This window comes from Streptomyces hawaiiensis (assembly GCF_004803895.1).
Lineage (GTDB): Bacteria > Actinomycetota > Actinomycetes > Streptomycetales > Streptomycetaceae > Streptomyces > Streptomyces hawaiiensis.
In genome coordinates this window covers 6,933,320-6,955,805 of record NZ_CP021978.1, presented here as the reverse complement: position 1 = coordinate 6,955,805, position 22,486 = coordinate 6,933,320, and the positions used below count along the sequence as shown (strand labels likewise).

The window sequence follows — 22,486 nt, the reverse complement described above, 5'->3', positions numbered from 1 at the left end:
CGGTCCCCGCTGCCTCGGGGAAGGACGAAGCGATGAACGGGACCGTGACCAACTGGGCGGGCAACATCACCTACGCGGCCAAGGAACTGCACCGGCCCGGTTCGCTCGCGGCGCTGCGCGCGCTCGTCGCGGACGGTGACCGGGTGCGGGTCCTGGGCAGCGGGCACTCGTTCAACGAGATCGCCGAGCCGGGCCCCGAGGGCGTTCTGCTGTCGCTGGCCGACCTGCCCCCGGAGGTGGACGTCGACACGGCCGCCCGTACGGTCCGGGTCGGCGGCGGCGTGCGCTACGCGGAGCTGGCCCACCGGGTGCACGGGCAGGGACTCGCGCTGCACAACATGGCGTCCCTGCCGCACATCTCGGTGGCCGGGTCGGTCGCGACCGGCACCCACGGTTCGGGGGTGCTCAACGGCCCGCTGTCGGTCGCCGTGCGCGAGGTGGAGCTGGTCACGGCCGACGGCTCGGTGGTGACCATAGGACGGGACGAGGAGCGGTTCGGCGGGGCCGTCACCTCGCTCGGCGCGCTCGGGGTCGTCACCGCGCTCACCCTCGATCTGGAACCGGCCTACGAGGTGGAGCAGCACGTGTTCACCGAACTGCCTTTCCAGGGGCTGGACTCGGGGACGTTCGAGACGGTGATGGCGACGGGGTACAGCGTCAGCCTCTTCACCGACTGGCGTGAGCCGGGCTTTCGGCAGGTGTGGCTCAAGCGGCGCACCGACCAGCCGCTGCCCGCCTTCCCCTGGGCCGCTCCCGCGACGGAGAAGATGCACCCGGTGCCGGGCATGCCCGCGGTCAACTGCACCGAGCAGTTCGGTGTGCCGGGGCCGTGGCACGAGCGGTTGCCGCACTTCCGGGCGGAGTTCGTCCCGAGCAGCGGGGCGGAGCTGCAGTCGGAGTACCTGCTGCCGCGCGGGCACGCCGTGGAGATGCTGCACGCGCTCGACGCGATCCGGGAGACCGTCGCCCCCGTCCTGCAGACCTGCGAGGTGCGCACGGTCGCCGGCGACGACCAGTGGCTGAGCCCCTCCCACGGCCGGGACACCGTCGCGGCGCACTTCACGTGGGTGGAGGACACGCAGGCGGTACTGCCGGTGGTGCGGCGGGTCGAGGCGGCCCTCGCTCCCTTCGGGGCCCGGCCGCACTGGGGAAAGGTGTTCGCCCTGCCCGCCTCCGCCCTGAGCGAGCTGTACCCGCGACTCGCCGACTTCCGGGCGCTGACCCAGGAACTGGACCCACGGGGGAAGTTCGCCAACGCCTTCGTGCGGGGTGTGCTCGCGGGGGCGTAGGGGGGACCCGGGGCGGCCTCTCGTCCGGGTGCGGATGGCTCCGCCGGTCAGGCCATGACGGGCGTCGGCCGCAGGTCGGCGCGCGGGCGACCCGTCGGCCAGGCCGTGGCGTTTGGCCGGCCCGCAGGTCGGGCCGTGGCGTGCGTGGACCGCAGGGCAGGCTGTGGCATGCGTGAACCGCAGGGCACGCAGGGCAGGCCGTGGCATGCGTGGACCGCAGGTCGGGCCGTGGCGCGCGGGTGGCCCGTCGGCCGGGCGCCGGCATCCGGGTCGCCCGCCGGTCAGACCGCGGCGCGCGGTTGCCGGCCCGTTGGGCATGGCGTGCGGGTTGCCGACCCGTTGGGGCATGGCGTGCGTGGCCCTCCGGTCAAGCGGTGGCTTGCGGGGGCCCGTCGGCCAGGCCGCGGTCGGCCGATTCCCGGTCACGGCGCCACGTGCGGGTGGCTCGCCGTCAGGTCGACGCGTGCGGGCGGCTGCGGACGGCGGAGGTTGTGGCACGGTCGACCTCGTCCTTGACCAGCAGGGACATCAGGGACGCCACGGTCAGACCCGCCTCGGCCGGGTGGCGCAGCACCTTGCCGGGGTCGATCCGGTACGTGTTGGTGCGCCCCTCCCGGGTGTGGGAAAGGTATCCGTCCTGCTCCAGGTCCGCGATGATCTTCTGCACGGCTCGCTCGGTGAGCCGGCAGTGGGCCGCGATGTCCCGGATACGAGCACTGTGATTGTCGGCAATGGCGGCCAGCACACGGGCATGGTTGGTGAGAAACGTCCATCCGGTGTGTGACTCGGGCACTCCATCCATGCCCCCAACTCTAGCGACCGAACATTCACGCACCCAAAAACACGTACTCCGTTTCATGTATCGGTTGACGTGTATGGGGTAGAGAGGGAACGCTGGAAGCGGAGGAAAGGCGAACAGAGCAAGGGAGAACAGGGCCATGCCGGAGCCTGCGTACTCTGCGCGGTCTCACACGCAGCAGGACGCCCCACCCACGGCGGGCGACAGTGCGCCGGCGGCGATCCCGCCCTGTATGGCGACCATGGACGTCGTTCCGGACGGCGACCGGTTGACGGTGACGCTGTGGGGTGAACTGGACCTGGGCAGCCGACGGTTGCTGCCCGAGCTGTACGACATGCTCACACTGTCCGGCGGCGGCATCGACCTGCGTCTGGACGCGGTCGGGTTCTGCGACTGCTCCGGCCTCAACGCGCTGCTCGATCTGCGCAGCCGCGCCGTCGACCAGGGCAAGACGGTCACTGTCCGGTCCTGCGGCGTCGCGGTCGAGCGCCTTCTCGACCTGACCGGCACGCGGGAGCTGTTCGCGGACACCGGCCGGCCGGAGAGCCCCGCATCCCCGGCCGCGCCCGACACCGACCCGCCGGAGAAGAACGGCCAGGACCTGCGCGCCGAAGTCGCCCAGCTGCGCCGCGCCATGCAGACCCGGCCCACCATCGACCTGGCCCGCGGCATCCTGATGGCGTCCTTCGGCCTGAGCCCCGAGGCGGCCTGGAACGTACTGGTGAGGACCTCCCAGAACACCAACACCAAGCTGCACGACCTGGCCCACGACCTGGTGGGCAGCGTGCACGGCAGCACCCTGCCGGAACAGGTGCAGCAGCAGCTGGCCGCCGCGGTCGCCGGCGCGAGCGGCGACGCGGCGGCGCACCCCGCGGGCGGAGCCGCCGAGGACTGGGACTGACCCACCCGGTCCGACGCCGCCACGATCACCGCACCCCCCATCCGACCCCGCACCCGCACCCCTCTGAGGCATCATGGGCAGGCCACGGTCGGCCACCTCCGGTCCGCACCGGACGAGCACTTTATAAAGCCCCTTTCCAAACCCCTTGTCGAAAGTCCCCGGCAGCCCATAGCCTTGCGCCGCGCCGGTGCCGACGTCGACCCGGCCCGGCCGGTCTGGGAAGGAATGGGGCACCCCGGTGAAGCGCACATCACGCGACATCCGCACCGCGAACCGATACGAGGTGCTGCGCCAGATCATCGCGGAGTCACCCACCTCCCGGCAGGAGCTGGCAGCGGCCACAGGCCTCAGCCTCGCGACGGTCGCCACCCTCGTAGGTGAGCTGCTCGACCTCCGCATGATCACCGAGGTCGGCTTCGAGGACTCGGCGGGCGGGCGCCCCCGGGGCCTGGTCGCGGTCAACTCCTCGGGCGGCGCGCTGATCGGCGTGGACATCGCCGAGACGTACGTGCATGTCGAGCTCTTCGACCTCGGGTTGAACGTGCTCGCCCGCGCCGAGGAGGACGTCCGGCCCAGCGAGAGCCTGCCCGAGCAGGTGGTGGCCCACGTGGCCACCGCCGTCGGCTCGGTGGTCATGCAGGCCGGCATCGAGGGCGCACGGGTGCTCGGCGTCGGCGTGAGCGTGCCGGGGCAGGTGGACCGCGCGACCGGCATCTCGGAGTACGCGCCCAACTGGGACTGGCACGACGTACCACTGCTGGACCTGCTCACCGAGCACATCGCCTACCCCCTGTACCTGGACAACCCGCTGCGCGCCAGCGCGGTCGCCGAGCTGTGGTTCGGGGCGGCGCGCGGGCGCGGGAACGCCGTGGTGGTCAACCTCGGCACCGGCGTGGGCGCCGGGCTCGTCCTGGGCGGCGGCCTGCACCGCGGGGTCAGCAACAGCGCCGGTGAGTGGGGCCACACCACGATGGTGCTGGACGGACGCCTGTGCCGCTGCGGCAACCACGGCTGCGTGGAGACGTACGTCGGCGCCCGCGGCATCATGCTGAACCTGCGCGAACTCAGCCCCGACAGCACGCTGTTGCACCCCGAGGACCAGACGGCGACCATCGACGCCCTGGCCCGCGGGGTCGCGGCGGACGACCCCGTGGCGCGCCGGGTCGTCCACGACACCGCGCGCTATCTGGGCGCCGGTGTCGCGGACCTGGTCAACCTGTTCAACCCCGAGATCGTCGTGCTGAGCAGCTGGGTCGCCCGCACCCTGGGCGAGCCGCTGCTGCACGAGGTGCGCGAGGCCGTGACCCGGCACGCGCTGCCACGGCCCCTGGCCGCCACCGAAGTCGTCCTCTCCCCGATCCCCACCGACCCGGTGTGCCTGGGCGCGGCGACGTTCGCGCTCGAGGGCGCGCTCCAGGCCGTCGGGCAGAAGAACGGCAAACGCACCGCCCCCGTGAGGAGCCGTACCACCACCCCACCTTCGTAGCGGCGGAACCAACTCCTCCGCTCCCCCCGCGCGTTCGAAATCACGAACCGGACACAACGCTTCGCACAGACTTCGTCCAACCCCTTGCCGAAGCCTTAGCCGAAGCTCTAGCGTCCCGCACCGCACCTCTCTTTGAGCCATCTGGCGCGAGCCTTCGGGCCGTGAGCCATCAGGCAGTGAGCCGCAGAGCCGCAGCCGCACTCGAGACAAGGACGTCAGCATGTCGGCATCGAGCAACATGAACTGGGACCGCCGAAACGTACTGCGGGCCGCGATGGGCCTGGCCGCCGCGGGCGGACTGGCCGCGTGCGGCGGCAACACCGGACGGAGCGGCGGCGGGTCGGGCGACGCCCTCGTCCAGTACTTCCACGCGTACGGCGAGGCCGGCGTCGAGCAGGCCGTCAAGCGCTACGCGAAGGCGTACAAGGACGCCAACGTCGCCACGCAGTGGATCACCGGCAACAACTACGAGCAGAAGCTCTTCGCCGCGCTGCTCACCAAGAACGCGCCGGACGTCTTCGAGTTCCACCCGCAGATCCAGCTCATCAAGAGCGGCCAGGTGGCCGACCTGACCGACATCATCGAGCCGGTCAAGGACGACTTCAACCAGGCCGACATCAAGTCGCACACGGTCGACGGCAAGATATACGGCGTCCGGATGATCGACGACCCGCAGTTCCTCTTCTACCGGCCGTCGCTGTTCAAGAAGGCCGGGGTCGAGGTTCCGACCACGCTGGATGAACTGATCGAGGCCGCCGACAAGCTGACCACCAGCAAGGTCAAGGGCATCTTCCTCGGCAACGACCTGACCTCTGTGCAGAACCCGCTCATCTGGTCGGCCGGCGCCGACACCCTCACCGCGGACAACAAGCCCGCCTTCAACACCGACGCCGTCGCCGAAGGTCTCAAGCAGCTGCGCGGCCTGTTCACCAGCGGCAACCTGCTCCTCGACGCCCCCGCCGACTCCTGGGACCCGTCGGCCTTCATCCAGGGCCTCACCGCGATCCAGTGGTGCGGCATGTGGGCCATGCCGGCCATGCAGAAGGCGCTCGGCGACGACATCGGCATCTTCCCCTTCCCGAAGATCGGCTCGGCCGGCAAGCAGTCGGTCTACAACGGCGGCTGGTCGATGTTCGTCAACGCCAAGGGCAAGAACGTCGAGGCGGCCAAGGAATACGTCAAGTGGCTGTGGATCGACCAGAAGAAGTACCAGGAGGACTTCGCCACCTCCTACGGCTTCCACATCCCGCCGCGCACCTCGCTCGCCGAGTCCGCGACCAAGCTGAAGTCCGGTCTGCCGGCCGAGGGCGTGAAGCTCTTCAACGAGTTCGGCCACTTCGACAACATCGGCTGGACGCAGGCCATGATCGCCGCGTTCAACGACGTGATGGCCAACGCCGTCCGCAAGGACGGAGACCCGAAGGCCCAGCTCGCCGCGTGCGAGAAGAAGGTCAACGCCGAACTCAAGAAGCTCTTCGGATAGACCACCGGACGGATCTCGACATGTCGACCACCACCACGCGCGGGGTCGCCCAGCCCGCCCCGGCCAAGGTCTCCAAGCCTCGGCCGCGGCGGGGCCTGCGGGCGAGCAGCACCTTCAACTTCTGGCTCTTCACCGGCCCGTTCCTCATCGGCCTGGTGATCTTCGTCTTCGTGCCGATCGGCTGGAGCATCTGGCTCAGCTTCTTCGAGGCACGTTTCACCGTCACGCCGAGCGAGTTCGTCGGCTTCGAGAACTACCGGCAGGTCCTCACGGACGAGGACTTCCTGAACTCGCTGGTCACGTTCACCGTGTTCGCCGCGTTCATCGTGCCCGCCACCTGGGCCATGTCGCTGGGACTCGCCCTGCTGGTGAACCGGCTGCGGTTCATGCGGGCGTTCTTCCGGTCGGTGTTCTTCCTGCCCACCGCGGTCAGCTATGTCGCCGCCGCGCTGATCTGGAAGATGTCCATCTTCAACGGCGTCCGCTTCGGCCTGGCCAACACCGTCATCGGCTGGTTCGGCATCGACAACGTCGCCTGGCTGGCCAACCCCGACCCGCCCTGGTACTGGCTGGTCATCGTGACCGTCCGCCTCTGGCTGCAGTCGGGCTTCTACATGATCCTGTTCCTCGCGGCGCTGCAGAACATCCCGCGGGAGTTGTACGAGGCCGCCTCCCTCGACGGTGCCAAGCCGGGCTGGCAGACCTTCCGGCACATCACGCTGCCGCAGCTGCGCGCCACGTCCACCGCGGTCATCCTGCTCCTGCTGGTCGCCGCCTACCAGGCCTTCGACGAGTTCTTCAACCTCCTCGGCAAGGCCACCTGGGGCCAGCCCCCGCTGGTCGAGCTGTACAAGATGGCCCTCGGCGAGAACCAGAACTACGGCGCGGGCAGCGCGGGCGCGGTCGTCCTGACCGTGCTCATCTGCCTGGTGACCCTGCTCCAGGGCAAGATCATGGGCTTTGGACGGGGTGAGGAGAACAAGTGACCACCACAGCACCCGACGTCAGGAAGACCGCCAAGCCGGCCAAGCCCAAGCGCGGCGGCGTCATCGGCAACACCGGCCTGTACCTCGCGACCGGCGTCGCGGGCCTCCTCTTCCTCGTCCCGTTCTACCTGATCATCCGCAACGCGGTGATGACGGACCCGGAGATCACGGGCGAGGAGTGGAAGTGGTTCCCCACCTCCATCCAGTGGAGCAACTTCAGCGAGCCGTTCAACGACGTCACCGTCGACTTCGCACGGGCCCTGTGGAACTCCGTGGTCGTGGCCGTCCTGCACACCTCCGGCATCCTGCTGATCTGCTCGATGGCCGGATACGGACTCGCCCGGATCCCGTACAAGCACGCCAACAAGGTGTTCTACGCCGTTCTGGTGACCCTGATGGTTCCCACGGCGGTCACCTTCGTACCGAGCTTCGTTCTGGTCTCGTCCCTCGGCTGGGTGGACAGTTACCGGGGTCTCATCATCCCGGGCCTCTTCAGTGGTTTCACGTGCTTCCTGTTCCGGCAGTACTTCCTGGGGTTCCCCAAGGAGCTCGAGGAGGCGGCGCGCGTGGACGGGCTCGGCTACTGGGGCGCCTACTGGCGTGTCGTCGTGCCGAACTCGCTGAACTTCTTCGCGGCCATCGCCACGATCACCTTCATCAACGGCTGGAACGCCTTCCTGTGGCCCCTGGTCATCGGACAGGATCCGAGTGCCTGGACAGTCCAGGTGGCGCTGTCGTCGTATATGACGAACCAGACCGTCAACTACCACCTGATCTTCATGGCCACCGCCATCTCGATCCTGCCCCTGATCTTCGTCTTCCTCTTCCTCCAGCGCTGGCTGGTGCAGGGGATCGCACAGACCGGCATCAAGGGCTGAGCTAGGAGACCGATGTCTTTCCGCACGACCCCATCCGTCGACTACGTCGAGGACGTCTCCCCGGGCAGCGGTGCCCTGCCGCCCCGCGCCTGGTACGCGTCCTCGGACGCGCGGTCCCTGTCGCTGAACGGCAGCTGGCGCTTCCGGCTGTCGGCCACCGCCGGCGCCGAGGACGACTCGTTCGCCGAGGAGGGCTACGACGCCGGGAACTGGGCCGAGGTCACGGTCCCCGGGCACTGGGTCCTCCAGGGCGACGGGGCGTTCGGCTCCCCCATCTACACCAACCACCTCTACCCCTTCCCGGTGGACCCGCCGTACGTCCCGACGGAGAACCCGACCGGCGACCATCTGCGTGTCTTCGACCTGCCGTCCGACTGGCCGTCGGACGGCGGGGCGGTGCTGCGCTTCGACGGTGTCGAGTCCTGCGCCCGCATCTGGCTGAACGGCACCGAGCTCGGCGAGTTCAAGGGCTCCCGGCTGCCGCACGAGTTCACGGTCGGTGAGCTGCTGAAGCCGGGCGGCAACGTGCTCGCCGTGCGCGTGCACCAGTGGTCGGCGGGGTCGTACCTGGAGGACCAGGACCAGTGGTGGCTGCCGGGCATCTTCCGTGACGTGACACTGCTGCACCGCCCGGCGGGCAGCGTCGCCGACTTCTTCGTGCACGCCTCCTACGACCACACCACCGGCGAGGGCACCCTGCGCGTCGACTCCGACGTCGACGGGCGGGTGACCGTGCCGGCCCTGGACATCGATGTCGCCACCGGCGAGCCCGTGACGGTCGCGGTCGAGCCGTGGACCGCCGAGACGCCGAAGCTCTACGACGGTGTGCTGGCCACGGACGGGGAGCGGGTGCCGCTGCGGATCGGTTTCCGTACGGTCGCCCTCGAGGACGGGCTCATCAAGGTCAACGGCAAGGCGATCCTCTTCAAGGGCGTCAACCGGCACGAGTGGCACCCCGAGAAGGGCCGCGCGCTCGACCTGGAGACCATGCGCGAGGACGTGCTGCTGATGAAGCGGCACAACCTCAACGCCGTGCGCACCTCGCACTACCCGCCGCACCCGGCCTTCCTGGACCTGTGCGACGAGTACGGCCTGTGGGTCATCGACGAGTGCGACCTGGAGACCCACGGCTTCACCGAGCAGGACTGGCGGGACAACCCGGTCGACGACGACCGCTGGACCCCGGCCCTGCTGGACCGCGCCGCGCGCATGGTCGAGCGGGACAAGAACCACCCGTCGGTCGTGTTCTGGTCGCTGGGCAACGAGGCCGGCACCGGCCGCGGGCTCACCGCCATGGCCGAGTGGATCCACGACCGCGACCCCGAGCGGCTGGTGCACTACGAGGGCGACTGGAACTGCCGCGACACGGACGTGTACTCGCGGATGTACGCCTTCCACGAGGAGGTCGACAAGATCGGGCAGCAGCTCGACGGCGGCACCCGCAAGCGCCGCGAGCTGCCGTTCATCCAGTGCGAGTACGCGCACGCCATGGGCAACGGCCCCGGCGGGCTCGCCGACTACCAGGAGCTGTTCGAGAAGTACGACCGGCTCCAGGGCGGGTTCATCTGGGAGTGGATCGACCACGGCGTCAAGCACGCCGAGCTGGGCTATGCCTACGGCGGTGACTTCGGCGAGGAGCTGCACGACGGCAACTTCGTGTGCGACGGGCTGGTCTTCCCGGACCGGACGCCGTCGCCGGGCCTGATCGAGTACAAGAAGGTCATCGAGCCCGTCCACATCGAGGGCGACGGTGCCAACGGCATCGTGCGGATCACCAACAAGCAGGACTTCGCCGACCTGTCCGCGCTGGCCTTCGAGTGGTCGTGCCAGGTGGACGGCGAGACCGTCGAGTCGGGTTCGCTCGCGGTACCGGCGCTGGCGCCCGGTGAGAGCGCCGAGGTGAAGCTCCCGGAGCCGCCCGTGGACGGCCGGGGCGGCGAACGCCAGTGGACCGTACGGGCCCTGCTCGCCGGCGACACGCTGTGGGCCGCGAAGGACCACGTCGTGGCCTGGGGGCAGTTCGCCGCGGGGGCGCGGCCGCTGCCGTCCTTCCCCGCGACCGACCGGCCCGTGCTCGACGACGGCCGGATCGCGCTCGGCCCGGCCCGGTTCGACGCCCGCACCGGTGCGCTGCTCTCGATCGACGGGGTGGAGGTCACCGCCGCGCCGCGGCTGGACGTGTGGCGGGCGCCGACCGACAACGACGACGGCGCCGAGTGGCAGACCGACACCCGCTACGGGATGCTCTGGCGCACGCTCGGCCTGCACCGCATGCGGCACCGCCTGGTCTCGGTCGAGGCCGGCGACGACGCGCTGACGGTCCACACCCGGGTGGCGCCCGCCGCCCGCGAGGTGGGCCTGGACACGGTGTACCGCTGGACGTCCGACGGCGAGCGGCTGAGGCTGACCGTGTCCGTGATGCCGGAGGGCGACTGGACGGTACCGTTGCCCCGGCTCGGTGTGCGCTTCGGGCTGCCGGAGGCGGACCGGGTGGAGTGGTTCGGCGGCGGTCCCGGCGAGGCGTACCCGGACACCGGCACGGCGTCCATGGTGGGCCGCTGGCAGTCGACGGTGGACGGGCTGCAAACGCCGTACGTCCGTCCGCAGGAGAACGGCGCCCGCGCCGACGTGCGGTGGGTGGAGCTCGGCGGTCTCAGGATCGAGGGCGACCCGGAGTTCTGGTTCACGGCGCGGCGCTGGACGACCGAGCAGCTCGACGCGGCCCGGCACCGCAGCGACCTCACGGCCGGCGACACGGTGTGGGTCAACCTCGACCACGGTCTGCACGGCATCGGCTCGCAGTCCTGCGGCCCGGGTCCGCTGCCGCGGTACTTCCTGAAGGCGGAGCCGGCGGAGTTCTCGTTCGTCATCTCGACCACCAGGTAAGAACTCGATTAATCGATTGACCCATTGATCGACATTTTGACAGTGTCGGTGCGTCATCCGCGGCCGGTCGGCTCTCGCAGCCGACCGGCCGCAACTGCGTTCAACCGCAAGAAAGTTGGTGGACCAGTTGAGTGTCGCCATCGAGGTTCGCGGACTGTCCCGTACCTTCCACACCACCGTCCGCCGCCCCGGCTTCGCGGGCGCCGTCCGGTCCCTGGTCAACCCCGAGCGGGTGGCCAAGCACGCCGTCTCCGACATCACCTTCGACGTGGCGGCGGGCGAACTCCTCGCCCTGCTCGGGCCGAACGGCGCCGGCAAGTCCACCACCATCAAGATCCTCACCGGCATCCTCACGCCCACGTCCGGCGAGGCCCGGGTCGCGGGCGTGGTGCCGTACCGGGAGCGGGAGCGCAACGCCCGCAACATCGGGGCCGTGTTCGGGCAGCGCACCCAGTTGTGGTGGGACCTGCCGGTGCGCGAGTCGTTCGCGATCCTGCGGGACATCTACGAGGTGCCGAAGGCCGAACACGCCGCCCGGCTGAAGGAGTTCGACGACATCCTGGAGCTGTCGTCGTTCTGGGACACCCGCGTCCGCCACCTCTCGCTCGGCCAGCGGGTGCGCAGCGATCTGGCCGCCGCACTGCTGCACGACCCGCCGGTGGTGTTCCTCGACGAGCCGACCATCGGCATGGACGTGGTGGTGAAGGAGCAGGTGCGGGAGTTCCTGCGGCACCAGGTGGAGCAGCGTGGCCGTACGGTGCTGCTGACCACGCACGACATGACGGAGGTCGAGCGGCTCGCCGAGCGGGTCGTGCTGGTCAACCACGGCCGGCTGATGCTGGACGGCACGCTCGACGAGATCCGCCGCGAGTTCGGCTCCACCTGGCAGGTGCGGGCCACGCTGGCCGATCCGCACGCCGAGGTCGTGCCGCCGCCGGGCACCGCCCTGCTGCGGCACACCGGCGCGCAGGTCGTCTTCGGCCCCGACGGGGACGCCGCGCCCACGGTCCACCAGGCGCTGAAGGCGGTGATCGAGCGGTTCGAGGTGACGGACATCGCCCTGGACGAGGCGGACCTCGAGGACGTGATGCGGGCCGCCTACGCGCACGCCGGGGAGGTCTGACGTGGCCGTGCTCCATGCCTGGCGCGCCGCCCGGGTCACCCCGCTCGGCGAGCTGAACGCACCGCCCCGGATGACCGCCGTCGCCCTCCGGCTGGCCGTGCAGGTGGTGCTGGTCTGGTCGCTGTGGAGGGGCCTGTACGGGCAGTCGGGCACCACCGCGGGGCTGAGCCGCGACCAGGCGGTCACGTACGCCGTACTGGCCGTCCTGGCGTCCCGGCTGCGGGAACTGGACCAGTACGCGGGCCGGGACACGGTCCTGCAGCACATGCACTTCGGCACCATCGTCTACTGGTACCTGCGGCCGCTGCCGCCGCAGCGCTACTACGCCCTGCGGGCCGCCGGGGAGCAGCTCTACGGGCTGGCGTGGGCGCTGACCGGGTACGTGATCTGCCTGGCCGCGGGGGTCGTCGAACCACCAGGATCGGCCGGCGTGGCGGGGGTGTTCCTGCTCAGCATGCTGCTGGGGCAGTGGGTCCTGTACTACGTCATGCTCGTGCTCGACCAGTTGTGCTTCTGGACGGTCCGCAACACCGCGGCCATGCTGATCCTGCTGTTCGCGCAGAACCTGCTGTCGGGTGTGTACGCGCCGCTGTGGTTCTTCCCGGACTGGTTCGTGACGATGAGCGCGTTCCTTCCCTTCCAGGCCACGCTGAGCGTGCCGCTGTCGCTGTACGTGGGGCGGATTCCCCTGTCGGACGCGGCGTTCCAGCTCTCCGTGCAGGCCGCGTGGGTCGTGGCGCTGGCGCTGTTCACCCGGTTGCTGTGGCGGCGGGCCGCCCGGCGCGTGATCTCGCAGGGAGGCTGAGATGTCGCTGAAGGCTCTGCGGATCGTGTGGCGCGTGACGGCGCTCAACTTCCGGGCACAGATGGAGTACCGCACGGAGTTCCTGCTGATGATCGCGATCGGGGCGATCTGGCAGGTGTCGGTGATCGTGTTCGCGACGGTGCTGCTGTCGCGGTTCGCCGGGATGGGCGGCTGGGACAGCTCCGACGTGCTGCTGATCCCGGCGACGCGGATGCTGGCGCACGGGCTGTTCGTGCTGTTCCTGGGGCGTATGCACTGGGCCGGCCGGCAGATTCAGGAAGGCCGCATCGACATCTATCTGATGCGCCCGATGCCGGTCCACCGACAGATCCAGCTGGCGTTCTTCCCGACCAACGCCATCGGTGACCTGACGGTGGCGGCGGGGCTGATGGTGGGCGCGCTCTCCCGCAGCGACCTGGACTGGACGACGGGCCGCGTCACCTACCTCGTCGCGGCCGTACTCGGCGGCATGCTGCTGGAGGCGGCCCTGTTCACGGTCGTGGCGAGCGCCTCCCTGCGCTTCCCGGCCGCCGACATGTGGGGCCGCTGGCTGGAGGAACTCCTCGGCACGTTCGGCAGTTACCCGCTGAACGTCCTGCCCAAGGCGGTGGGCGGTTTCCTCACCTACGGCCTCCCGCTCGCGTTCGTCGCCTACTTCCCGGCGGCGGTCCTGACGGGCCACGGCCACACGACAGGAGTCCCGTACTGGCTCGCGGCGGCCTCACCGCTGCTCGGGCTGGTGGCGTATCTGGCGGCGCGGGTGCTGTGGAAGTGGAGCCTGCGGCACTACAGCGGGGTCAACGGCTGACGGTCCGGCCCGCGCCGCGGATCGGGGTGAACAGGGCGGTCACGGCGAGCAGGACGCAGGTCGCTCCGGCGACCAGGGCGACCGGTGCCGTGCCCTGTTCCTCCGCGGCCCACGTCAGCACGGCGGCGCCGATCGGTGCCGCCGCGTAGTGCAGGGTCCAGAAGGCGGAGGTGACCCGGCCCAGGAGGTGTTCCGGGGTCACCTCCTGGCGGAGCGACAACGAGCAGGTGCCTCCCATGGCGGCACAGGCGAGGAAGGCGGCGCTCAGGGCCGCGACGACCGGCACGTCACGGGCCCAGCCGAGACCGGCGAACGCCAGACCGCAGCCCGCGACCGAGCCGGTCCACGTCGGCCCGAAGCCGACGCGGCGGCGGATCCTGGCCACGAGCAGGGCGCCGGTGACGGTACCGAGTGCGCCGGCCGCCATGACCGTGCCGACGGTGCCGTCGTCGTGCCCGAGGTCGTGCTTGAGGTGGTAGATGACCAGGTCGTAGATGCCGAGGGTGAGGAAGCTGAAGACGAACAGCAGGGCGGTGAGCGAGCGCAGCACGGGGTGGCCGTAGAGGAAGGCGATGCCGGCGCGGAGGTCGTGCCACAGTCCGGTGCGCTTGCCCGGCTGTTCGTCCGGAGCGCGTGTGCGAATCCGTACGAAGAACAGGCACATAGCCGACACCCCGAAACTGACCGCGTCCACGCCGACGGCCGCGGCCGGGCCGGACCACGCGGCGACCAGCCCCGCGCACAGCGGTCCGAGGACACCCGCCGCGGCGGCGGTGGCGTTGAGCCGCCCGTTGGCCTCGGTGAGCCGCTCGGTGCCGACGAGGCCGCGCACGACCGTGACGTAGCCGACCGCGAACAGCATGCCGACGGCCTCGCACAGCGGCAGCACCACGTACAGCAGCCAGATCTGCGGGCCGAACAGCCACACCAGCGGGATCACCCCGTACAGCCCCATGCGCACCAGGTCACAGACGATGAGCAGCCGGCGCCGGTCCACCCGGTCCACGACCGCCCCGGCGAACACCGCCGCCACGACCGCCGCCGCCCCGCCCACCGCCGTCAGCAGGCCCATCCGCGCGACCGACCCCGTGGCCTCCAGCACCAGCAGGGGCAGGGCGATCAGCGCGAAGGAGTCGCCGAGCACGGAGAGGGTCTGGGCGGCCCAGAAGATCCCGAAGTCGCGCTGCCGCCACAGCGGACGCGCACCGTGTAAGCCGTCGTCGGTGGCCTCCGCCGGGCTGCCGGTCCCGTCCTCGCGCCGCGCCGACCCGTGCGTCATGCCGCCTCCCCCGCGTCCCCGGAAACCTTATGGCGTGCACAGGTCTGCCCAACGGGCTGAACCCACAAGCCTGAACGGGTAGCCTCGGCACCGTGAAGTGATCTCTCCGGCGGCGCTCCCCGGCGCCGCAGAAGCGAACCGATCCGTAACCGCGGCCGCCGCCAGCGCGCGAGCCGCGGACGTTTCCGCATGGAGAGATCACCATGGTGCGCGACCACTACGCCCCCGTCCCCGGCCGGACCCCCGAGGAGACGCTGCGGGCCTTCACCTCACGGGCGAGGGCCGACCCCGGTGTCGTCGGGCTCGTCCTCAGCGGCTCCCGGGTCCACGCCGGCATGCCGACGGTCCACTCCGACTACGACCTGCACGTCGTCGTGCGCGACGAGAGCGTCCCCGTCCTCGCCGCGCTGGACCGCTTCCGCTCGGCCCACCTCGACCTCGTCGTCATCACCCTCGCGCAGTTCCGCACCCGCGGCATGCCCGGCCGCCCGGACGGCTTCGCGCGGTACTCCTACGTCCACGCCGAGGTGCTGTTCGACCGGCTCGACGGGACCGTCGCCCGGATCCTGGACGAGAAGCGGACACTCGGCGCCGACGAGGCCCGGGACGCCGCCGCCGGCTGGCTCGACGCCTACGTCAACCAGACCTACCGCTCCCTGAAGAGCTACCGCGACGACCGTCCCGGCATGGGCCATCTGGACGCCGCCGAGACCGTCCCGTACGCCTTGGAGGTGCTCTTCGCGCTGCACCGCCGCGTCCGGCCCTACAACAAGTACCTGCGGTGGGAGCTGGAGCGGCAGCCGCTGGGCGAGCCCCGGTGGGACGCGAACCGGCTGCTGCCCGCCCTGCGGCGCATCCTGGCCGACGGCGACCCGCCCACCCAGCGCGCCCTCTTCGCCGGGATCGAGGAAGCGGCGCGCCGCGCCGGTCACGACGAGGTCCTGGACGCCTGGGGCACGGATCTTCAGCTCCTGCGTCACCGGTGACGCACTCGTCCCCCACTGTTTCCCCAACTCCTCTTGCGTACCACAACGGTTGCCCTCGAACCTGAGCACTGCTCATCTCTCCCCCCGCTGGGCTCTCCCCGACCTGAGACAGGACCCCATGAGACGACTCACCGGCGCCCTCACCGCCGCCGTACTGGCCGTGACCGGCCTCGCCACCACGGGCGCGCCGACCGCCACCGCGGCGGACTCCGGCTCCTTCGACGTGCTGACGTACAACATCGCGGGCCTCCCGCTCGGCCTCGGCGACAGCGACCCCGAGGCCAACACCCCGCTGATAGGGCAGCGGCTCGGGCCGTACGACATCGTGAACGTGCAGGAGGACTTCAACTACCACGCGTCCCTGTACGCCAACGACAAGCACCCGTACCGCACGGCGACCAGTGGCGGCGCGGCCTTCGGTGACGGCCTCAACACCCTCTCCGACCACGCCTTCGAGGACTTCCAGCGGGTGAAGTGGAACGACTGCACCGGCACCAACTGCCTGACCCCGAAGGGCTTCACGCTCGCGCGGGTCAGACTGGCCGAGGGCACCTACGTCGACCTGTACAACGTGCACACCAACGCCGACGCCACCGACGACGCGCTGGCCGCCCGTCGCGCCAACGTCGAGCAGCTCTCCGACTTCATCCGGGCGAACTCGTCCGGCAACGCGGTCATCGTCATGGGCGACACGAACACCCGGTACACGCGCACCGGCGACAACATCCGCACCCTGCTGTCGGAGAACGGCCTGACGGACGCGTGGGTGAAGTTGGTGAAGGGTGGCACGCCCCCGGCCCAGGGCAGCGACGCGCTGGTCTGCGACGCGGCGGCGCCGACCGACGACTGCGAGGTCGTGGACAAGGTCCTCTACCGAGGCAGCGAGCTCGTGGACCTCACCGCCACCCGCTACCACAACGACTGGGTGTCCTTCCTGCGCTCCGACGGCAAGCACCTCTCCGACCACTTCCCGCACACCGTCGGCTTCTCCTACACGCTCGGCTCCGCGCTGCGGGCGAGCGACTTCTTCGGCGGCCCGCACGGCACGGCCTTCAACGACGCCGACGACCTGCCGCCGGCCCCGTCCCCGCGCACGCTCACGCTGCGCGGCGGCGCCCGTCTGGACGCCGTGTCCCTCACCCACGACGGCGGCACGACCCTCACCCACGGCGGCACGGGAGGCACCACGACCTCCCTGACCCTGGCCGCAGGTGAGCATCTGACCTCGGTGAAGCTGACGCGGGGCCAGAAGGACGGCCGTACACGCCTGTTCTCGGCGGTCTTCACGACGGACCGCGGCCGCACCCTGTCCACCGGCACGGCCACGTCCGACGCGAAGACCTTCGCGGCCCCCTCCGGCTGGCAGATCGTGGGCTTCACGGGTCGCGCGGGCGCCGAGCTCGACAAGCTGGGGGTGGTGTACGCGCCGGTCCGCTGAGCGGGCCGGCCGACGCGATCGGCCCCGCCCGTCCGTGTCCCGTACTACGCTCGATCCCTCTGAACTGCGCTGATGGGCATCGGGGGAACGGGCGATGGCACGGGTCGTGGTGGTGCACGGGATCGGGCACGAGTGGTCGGGGCCGGCGCTGATGGGCCGGGACGTGGTCCCGGCCCTGCGCGACGGCGTACGGCACGGATCGGGGCTGCGGCTCACCGAGGACGAGGTCGCCTGCGCGTTCTACGGCGACGTCTTCTTCGAGGAGGGCACCCGCAACCCCGGCGTGCCGCCCTGGGACGAGCACGACGTCGAGGACGGTTTCGAGGCGGAGTTGCTCACGGCGTGGTGGGAGGCCGCCGCGGGCACGGACCCGGCGGTGGCGGCCCCGGACGCGCCCGGCACCCGCGCGTTCCCCGGCACGGGACGGCTGCTGTCCCGGCAGGTCCGCTCCGCGCTGGACGCGCTGTCGGGCTCCCGGTTCTTCGGCACGTACTCGGACCGCATGATGGTGCTCGCCCTGAAGCAGGTACGGCGGTACATGAACGAGCCCGTCGTCTGGCAGGAGGCCCGGGCCCGGGTGGCGGAGGAGATCGGCCCCGACACCCGCGTGGTGGTCGCGCACTCGCTGGGCTCGGTCGTGGCGTACGAGGCGCTGTGCGAGCACCCCGAGTGGCCGGTCACCGACTTCGTGACGGTCGGCTCCCCGCTCGGCCTGTCCCTGATCTTCAACCGGCTGAGCCCGCTGCCCGTGGAGGGCCGGGGCGCCTGGCCGGGCGGGGTCCGCCGGTGGACGAACATCACCGACCCGGGCGATGTGGTGGCCGTCGTCGACGAACTCGCCCCACGCTTCGGGGCGGTGGTGGACGAGTCCCTCGACAACGGCCTCAAGCCGCACAGTCTGCCGCGCTACCTGACGGCGAAGAAGACGGGCCGGGCGGTCGCCGAGGGGCTGATGTGACCGACTCGAGGGCCGGGAGGCGCTCGCTGATCTCGGTCGGGTTCGGCGCGTACAAGGACTCCGGCATTGCGGACCTGCCGGGTACGGTGGCGGACGCCGCCGTCGACAACCAGCTCATCATCTGCTTCGCCAACGACATGGCCCTCTTCGAGAGGTAACCCCGAACTCCCCATGCCCAGAGCCGGCCTCACCCCCGAACGTCTCGTCGCGGCCGCGGCCGATCTCGCCGACGAGGCCGGATTCGAGGGCGTCACCCTCGCCGCCCTGGCCCGCCGCTTCGGGGTGAAGGACGCGAGTCTGTACACCCATGTCCGGAGTCTGAAGGACCTGCGGACCCGCATGGCCCTCCTCGCCGGTGGCGAGATGACCGACCGGATCGCGGAGGCGGTCGAGGGCCGGGAGACCGGCAGGGACACGCTCGCCGCCTACGCCGCCGCCTACCGGGCCTACGCCCTGGAGCACCCCGGCCGGTACGCCGCGACACAGATCCGGATCGACCAGGAGCTCGTCACCGACTCCCCCGCGATGCGCCGCACGGCCGACGTCACCTACGGCATGCTTTGCGCCTACGGCCTGGAGGAACCCGACCTCACCGACGCCGTGCGCCTGCTGCGCAGCACCTTCCACGGCTACTGCGCCCTGGAGTCCACCGGAGCCTTCGGCGCGCCCCGTGACGTACAGGCCTCCTGGGACAGGTCGATCGACGCCCTGCACGTACTGCTCCTGAACTGGCCCCACGAGAAGAGGACACCTGATGGCCGAGCGAGCCCGTCCCGATGACACGGCCGGTGTCATAGCCGAGAGCTACTCCCTCGGCACCGGCCCCTGGACCATGACACCCATCACCCGGGGCGCTCTCGGCCAGATCTGGAAACTCTCCGGAAACGGCCGTTCCTGGGCCGTGAAGGAACTCCTCTTCGGCTGCGACGCCGCCCAGGTCGCCCGCGAGGCCGCGGTGCGGGACTCCGCGGCGGCTCTGGGCATCGCCTCGCCCCGGCTCCACCCCGACCGGCACGGCGCACACGTCTCCCGCCTCGACTCCCCGAGCGGCGGGTCCTGGGTGAAGCTGTACGACTGGATCGACGGCGCCTCGGCGGACGCCTTTGACCCGGACGTCCTGGACTGGTTCGGCCGGACCATGGCACTGCTCCACCAGGCCGGTGAGGGAGCCGTCGACCAACCCAGCGGCTGGTACGAGCGGTGCCCCGACGACGCCGACTGGGAGGACGTCCTCAAGAAGGTGCGCGACGCCGGCCTGCCGTGGGCGGACGAACTGGACCGGTTCATCGCCACGTCCGCGCCCCTGCTCGCCCACTGGGTGGCCCCGTCCGCACCCGGTGGCCTGGTGACCTCGCACCTCGACCTCCAGCCCCAGAACGTCCTGATCGGCCCGGACGGACCGGTCCTCCTCGACTGGGACAACGCCGGACCCGTCTCGGCGGAACGGGAGTTCGCACGTGCCGTCCACGTCTGGTCCGGCGGCAACGAGGTGAACATCGCCTCCGCGCGACGCCTGGCCCGGGCCTACCGCGAGGCCGGGGGCCGGGCCGTCCTCACCGGCCCGGAGTCCTTCTCGATGCTCTTCGCGACGGCCCTGAACTACATCCACGTGCAGGCCGGGACGGCCGTCGATGTCGCCGTGACCGCCGCACAGCGCGAGTTCGGGGCCACGCAGGCCGTCACCTGCCTGCGCAACGTGCCCGACCTCACCGCCGTCTCCCTGCTGCTCGCCGCGCTCGACACCCCCTAGAAGGTCTACGCGAAGTCCTGCCTGCCCTGCGACGCCCCCCTAGATGTCGAGCGCGGCGAGCCCCGCCACATCGCCGTAGGCCGGTGTCGTGCCCGTCGGTGTCCGGCCCGCGCGGATGTCCGCCGCCGCCTCCAGGGCCGCGCCCAGCGCCCGCCGGTACAGCAGCGAGCCGAGGCTGACGCGGCCCACGCCGACGTCGGCGAGGTGGGGGACGGGCGGGCCGCCGGGCGAGTAGAGGACGTTGAGGGGCACGTCCAGGTGGCGCACCAGGGCCTCGATCTCCCGCAGGTCGGCGAGGCCGGGGACGAACACCCCGTCCGCACCCGCCTGCTGATAGGCGTCGAGGCGCGCGAGGGTGCCGTCGCCCTCTCCCAGCCAGTGGGTGTCGGTACGGGCGTTGACGAACAGGCCGGGAGCGGCCTGCCTGACCGCCGCGATCTTCGCCGCGTGCCGGGCGGCCGGGCCGAGGCCGTCCTCCAGGTTGATGCCGTCCGCTCCGGCCGCGTACAGCTCCCGCGCGAACCGGGCCACTTCGTCCGGGTCGTCGCTGAATCCGCCCTCCGCGTCGACGGACAGCAGAAACGGCCCGGGCCCGAGGGCCACGGCCAGCCGCAGCGTCTCCTGCCGGGTCGCTGCCGCCCCGTCGGGCAGACCGGCGGCCGCGGCGACGCCCAGGCTCGTCGTCCCGACCGCCCGGAACCCCTGCCCCGAGAGCGCCCGGGCGGACGCGTGGTCCCAGGCGTTGGGCAGGAGCAGGGGCTCCCCGGCGCGGTGGAGGCCGGCGAAGGCGGTGACGGCCCGGCCGGACGGCGTCTGCTGCGGATCTGCAGTCATGCCGCCACGCTAGGCCCGGTTCGCTTCGGCGCGGACCGAAGTACGGCGGCCGTCGGCGAACCGGGGGCGACAGATCTCAGTCGACGTTCACACCGGACGCGTCCAGCCGGACCCGCACCTCCGGCCCCTCATTCCAGCGGACCGTCAACTCCCCGCCCTCAAAAGCGGTTACGGCGACCGTTTCCGGCAGCGGAACCGGATCCGCCTCGGCGGTGAGCCGGGCCAGGGCGACGAACAGGGTGGTGTCCCCGGTGGTGACGCCGGTGAGGTCGTCGTCGAGGCCGACGGCGGGCAGCAGTTCGGCCCGGGCACCGTCCGATGCCATCCAGCCGGTCACGCGGACCGCCGTACCCGGCTCCGCCCCCGCGACCAGATGCGCGCGCACCTCGGCCGCCCCGCGTGCCAGCACCACACTCGTCACCCGCGCTCCCCCGGCCGCCGTGTGCCGGGACGCCGCCCAGCCGTCACCCGTGCCGAGCGGTTCGATGCCGGTGCGGCTCGGGTCGCCGCCGACGAAGACGCTGTTGTCGCAGGAGTCGGCGGGTGTCGTCACGGTGGAGTACGCCAGCCGCGTGTAGTACGGGTCGTAGCGGACGTCCTCGCTGCCGTGGTTGTGGAGGCGGACCACGCCGTCGGAACGGGTGGACTGCAGCAGCCAGTTGGGAGGGCCGACGGGGGTGACGGCGTCGGCGCGTTCGGCGGGAACGGGTTCCTCCGGCGCCGTCCAGACCTCGTGGTCCGGGGGCAGGAGCAGGCCGAGGAAGCCCTTGCTCGCCCAGTACGGGGAGGCCGGGCCCGAGTAGCCCTGCAGGACGGACTCGTCGGGACCGTGCCAGCCCAGGGAGAGCAGGCCCCGCTCGTCCACCGCGCCCCGGTCCAGGAAGTACTTCAGCGCGCCCGAGGCCAGCCGCCGGGTCTCACCGGGGGGCAGGGGCGTACGGCCGGTCAGCGCGCCCAGCCACAGCGGGGCCGTCGTCGCGAAGCGGTACGTCAGGGAGCGGCCCTGGTGCATGGGGGCGCCGTCGCCGCCGAAGAGGCGGGCGTAGTCGGACAGGTGCCGGGCAAGGCGGTCGCCGTACAGCGCCAGCAGTCGCTCGTCCTGCTCCAGCCAGGCGTGCAGCACCGGGTAGAGGTGCATCGCCCAGCCGTTGTAGTAGTCGTACTTGCGGCCGTCGCCGTCGGTGTACCAGCCGTCGCCGACGTACCACTGCTCGATGGCTTCCAGACCGCGGTCGATCGCCGCGCGGGAGGCGTCCGGCTCGTGGCCGATCTCGGCCAGGAAGCCGCCCACGGTGACCGGGAACAGCTCCCAGTTGCAGGGCCAGGGCTCTGCCGTGAGGGCGTCGGCCAGCCAGGCGGCCGTCCGCTGGCGTACGCCCTCGTCCAGGCGGTCCCACAGCAGGTCCCGGGTGAGGCGGAGGGCCAGGGCGATGGACGCCGCCTCCACCAGGGGCTGGCTGCGGTCCTCGATACGGGGCCAGACGCCCGAGACGCCGGCGGCGAGGCCTCTCGCGTAGCGCTCCAGGGCCTTCTCGTCGCGGCGGAAGGCGGCGAGCAGCAGGGTGCGGGCGTAGCCCTCCAGGCCGTCGGAGAGGCGGCCCGACCAGCTGGCTCGGTCGCCGGGCAGGTGGTAGAGCGCGCGGTCCTCACTCGCGTACGGCTCGACGGCGGTGAGCAGGGAGTCGGCTGTCACCTCCCAGTGGGCGCGGGTGTAGCCGGTGTACGGGGACGTCGTGCGGTCGGCGGGAGGCAGGTGCATCGGTTGTCTTTCGTGCTCGGGCCGGGGGATACGGATCG

General features: G+C 71.1%; 20 protein-coding genes. 16 read left to right on the top strand and 4 right to left on the bottom strand.

The annotated features are described in order from the left end of the window. Positions 1-32: 32 nt before the first annotated feature. Complete coding sequence (locus CEB94_RS31950; RefSeq protein ID WP_175435482.1) at positions 33-1,289, top strand: D-arabinono-1,4-lactone oxidase; 1,257 nt, start codon at positions 33-35, stop codon at positions 1,287-1,289. Positions 1,290-1,740: 451 nt separating this feature from the next. Here the strand turns inward: CEB94_RS31950 and CEB94_RS31945 are convergent, their stop codons facing one another. Beyond that, positions 1,741-2,091, bottom strand: coding sequence for a helix-turn-helix transcriptional regulator (locus CEB94_RS31945; protein ID WP_175435481.1), 351 nt, complete (start codon positions 2,089-2,091; stop codon positions 1,741-1,743). 229 nt (positions 2,092-2,320) lie between these two features. On the opposite strand from CEB94_RS31945, the gene CEB94_RS31940 reads away from it, so the two are divergent. The 9 genes from CEB94_RS31940 (at position 2,321) to CEB94_RS31900 (ending at position 13,444) form a co-directional block, all read left to right on the top strand. After that, a complete protein-coding gene (locus tag CEB94_RS31940) occupies positions 2,321-2,989 on the top strand; it encodes an ANTAR domain-containing protein (RefSeq protein ID WP_246111969.1) in 669 nt (222 codons plus the stop codon). A gap of 238 nt (positions 2,990-3,227) precedes the next feature. Next, positions 3,228-4,475 (top strand): ROK family transcriptional regulator, encoded by a 1,248-nt coding sequence (locus tag CEB94_RS31935; protein WP_175435479.1) that lies wholly within the window; start codon positions 3,228-3,230, stop codon positions 4,473-4,475. 220 nt (positions 4,476-4,695) lie between these two features. Then, positions 4,696-5,958 (top strand): ABC transporter substrate-binding protein, encoded by a 1,263-nt coding sequence (locus CEB94_RS31930; RefSeq protein ID WP_175435478.1) that lies wholly within the window; start codon positions 4,696-4,698, stop codon positions 5,956-5,958. A 20-nt stretch (positions 5,959-5,978) separates the two neighbouring features. Beyond that, positions 5,979-6,944 (top strand): carbohydrate ABC transporter permease, encoded by a 966-nt coding sequence (locus CEB94_RS31925; protein ID WP_175435477.1) that lies wholly within the window; start codon positions 5,979-5,981, stop codon positions 6,942-6,944. Then, on the top strand, positions 6,941-7,822 hold the full coding sequence (locus CEB94_RS31920) for a carbohydrate ABC transporter permease (protein ID WP_175435476.1): 882 nt from the start codon (positions 6,941-6,943) through the stop codon (positions 7,820-7,822). The genes CEB94_RS31925 and CEB94_RS31920 overlap by 4 nt, the downstream gene beginning before the upstream one ends. Positions 7,823-7,834: 12 nt before the next feature. Beyond that, on the top strand, positions 7,835-10,708 hold the full coding sequence (locus CEB94_RS31915) for a glycoside hydrolase family 2 TIM barrel-domain containing protein (RefSeq protein WP_175435475.1): 2,874 nt from the start codon (positions 7,835-7,837) through the stop codon (positions 10,706-10,708). Between the two features lie 127 nt (positions 10,709-10,835). Continuing rightward, positions 10,836-11,831, top strand: coding sequence for an ABC transporter ATP-binding protein (locus CEB94_RS31910; protein WP_175437233.1), 996 nt, complete (start codon positions 10,836-10,838; stop codon positions 11,829-11,831). Between the two features lies 1 nt (position 11,832). Further along, positions 11,833-12,636, top strand: coding sequence for an ABC-2 family transporter protein (locus CEB94_RS31905; protein WP_175435474.1), 804 nt, complete (start codon positions 11,833-11,835; stop codon positions 12,634-12,636). A 1-nt stretch (position 12,637) separates the two neighbouring features. Then, the gene (locus tag CEB94_RS31900) at positions 12,638-13,444 is read left to right on the top strand and encodes an ABC transporter permease (RefSeq protein ID WP_031134010.1); all 807 of its coding nucleotides are present in this window, start codon (positions 12,638-12,640) and stop codon (positions 13,442-13,444) included. On the opposite strand, the gene CEB94_RS31895 is transcribed toward CEB94_RS31900, so the two are convergent. Beyond that, positions 13,434-14,723: an MFS transporter gene (locus CEB94_RS31895; RefSeq protein WP_175435473.1), complete on the bottom strand. Its 1,290-nt coding sequence runs from the start codon at positions 14,721-14,723 to the stop codon at positions 13,434-13,436. The two genes, CEB94_RS31900 and CEB94_RS31895, sit on opposite strands and share 11 nt — an antisense overlap. Before the next feature lie 203 nt (positions 14,724-14,926). Here CEB94_RS31895 and CEB94_RS31890 point away from each other — a divergent pair, with 203 nt between their 5' ends. The 6 genes from CEB94_RS31890 to CEB94_RS31865 all read left to right on the top strand — a co-directional run bounded on the left by CEB94_RS31890 (position 14,927) and on the right by CEB94_RS31865 (position 19,855). After that, the gene (locus tag CEB94_RS31890; RefSeq protein WP_175435472.1) at positions 14,927-15,709 is read left to right on the top strand and encodes a hypothetical protein; all 783 of its coding nucleotides are present in this window, start codon (positions 14,927-14,929) and stop codon (positions 15,707-15,709) included. 118 nt (positions 15,710-15,827) lie between these two features. Next, positions 15,828-17,147: a jacalin-like lectin gene (locus CEB94_RS31885; RefSeq protein ID WP_175435471.1), complete on the top strand. Its 1,320-nt coding sequence runs from the start codon at positions 15,828-15,830 to the stop codon at positions 17,145-17,147. A 94-nt stretch (positions 17,148-17,241) separates the two neighbouring features. Continuing rightward, positions 17,242-18,105 carry an alpha/beta hydrolase gene (locus CEB94_RS31880; RefSeq protein WP_175435470.1) on the top strand — a complete coding sequence of 288 codons (864 nt, stop codon included), beginning with the start codon at positions 17,242-17,244 and terminating at the stop codon, positions 18,103-18,105. Beyond that, on the top strand, positions 18,102-18,263 hold the full coding sequence (locus CEB94_RS31875; RefSeq protein ID WP_175435469.1) for a hypothetical protein: 162 nt from the start codon (positions 18,102-18,104) through the stop codon (positions 18,261-18,263). The genes CEB94_RS31880 and CEB94_RS31875 overlap by 4 nt, the downstream gene beginning before the upstream one ends. Before the next feature lie 13 nt (positions 18,264-18,276). Continuing rightward, positions 18,277-18,885, top strand: coding sequence for a TetR/AcrR family transcriptional regulator (locus CEB94_RS31870; RefSeq protein WP_175435468.1), 609 nt, complete (start codon positions 18,277-18,279; stop codon positions 18,883-18,885). Continuing rightward, entirely contained in the window at positions 18,860-19,855 is a 996-nt protein-coding gene (locus CEB94_RS31865; protein WP_175435467.1) for a phosphotransferase enzyme family protein, read from the top strand. The genes CEB94_RS31870 and CEB94_RS31865 overlap by 26 nt, the downstream gene beginning before the upstream one ends. A 39-nt stretch (positions 19,856-19,894) precedes the next feature. On the opposite strand, the gene CEB94_RS31860 is transcribed toward CEB94_RS31865, so the two are convergent. Further along, complete coding sequence (locus tag CEB94_RS31860) at positions 19,895-20,689, bottom strand: isocitrate lyase/PEP mutase family protein (RefSeq protein ID WP_175435466.1); 795 nt, start codon at positions 20,687-20,689, stop codon at positions 19,895-19,897. A gap of 76 nt (positions 20,690-20,765) precedes the next feature. Next, a complete protein-coding gene (locus CEB94_RS31855; RefSeq protein ID WP_175435465.1) occupies positions 20,766-22,448 on the bottom strand; it encodes a DUF2264 domain-containing protein in 1,683 nt (560 codons plus the stop codon). Positions 22,449-22,486 lie beyond the last annotated feature (38 nt).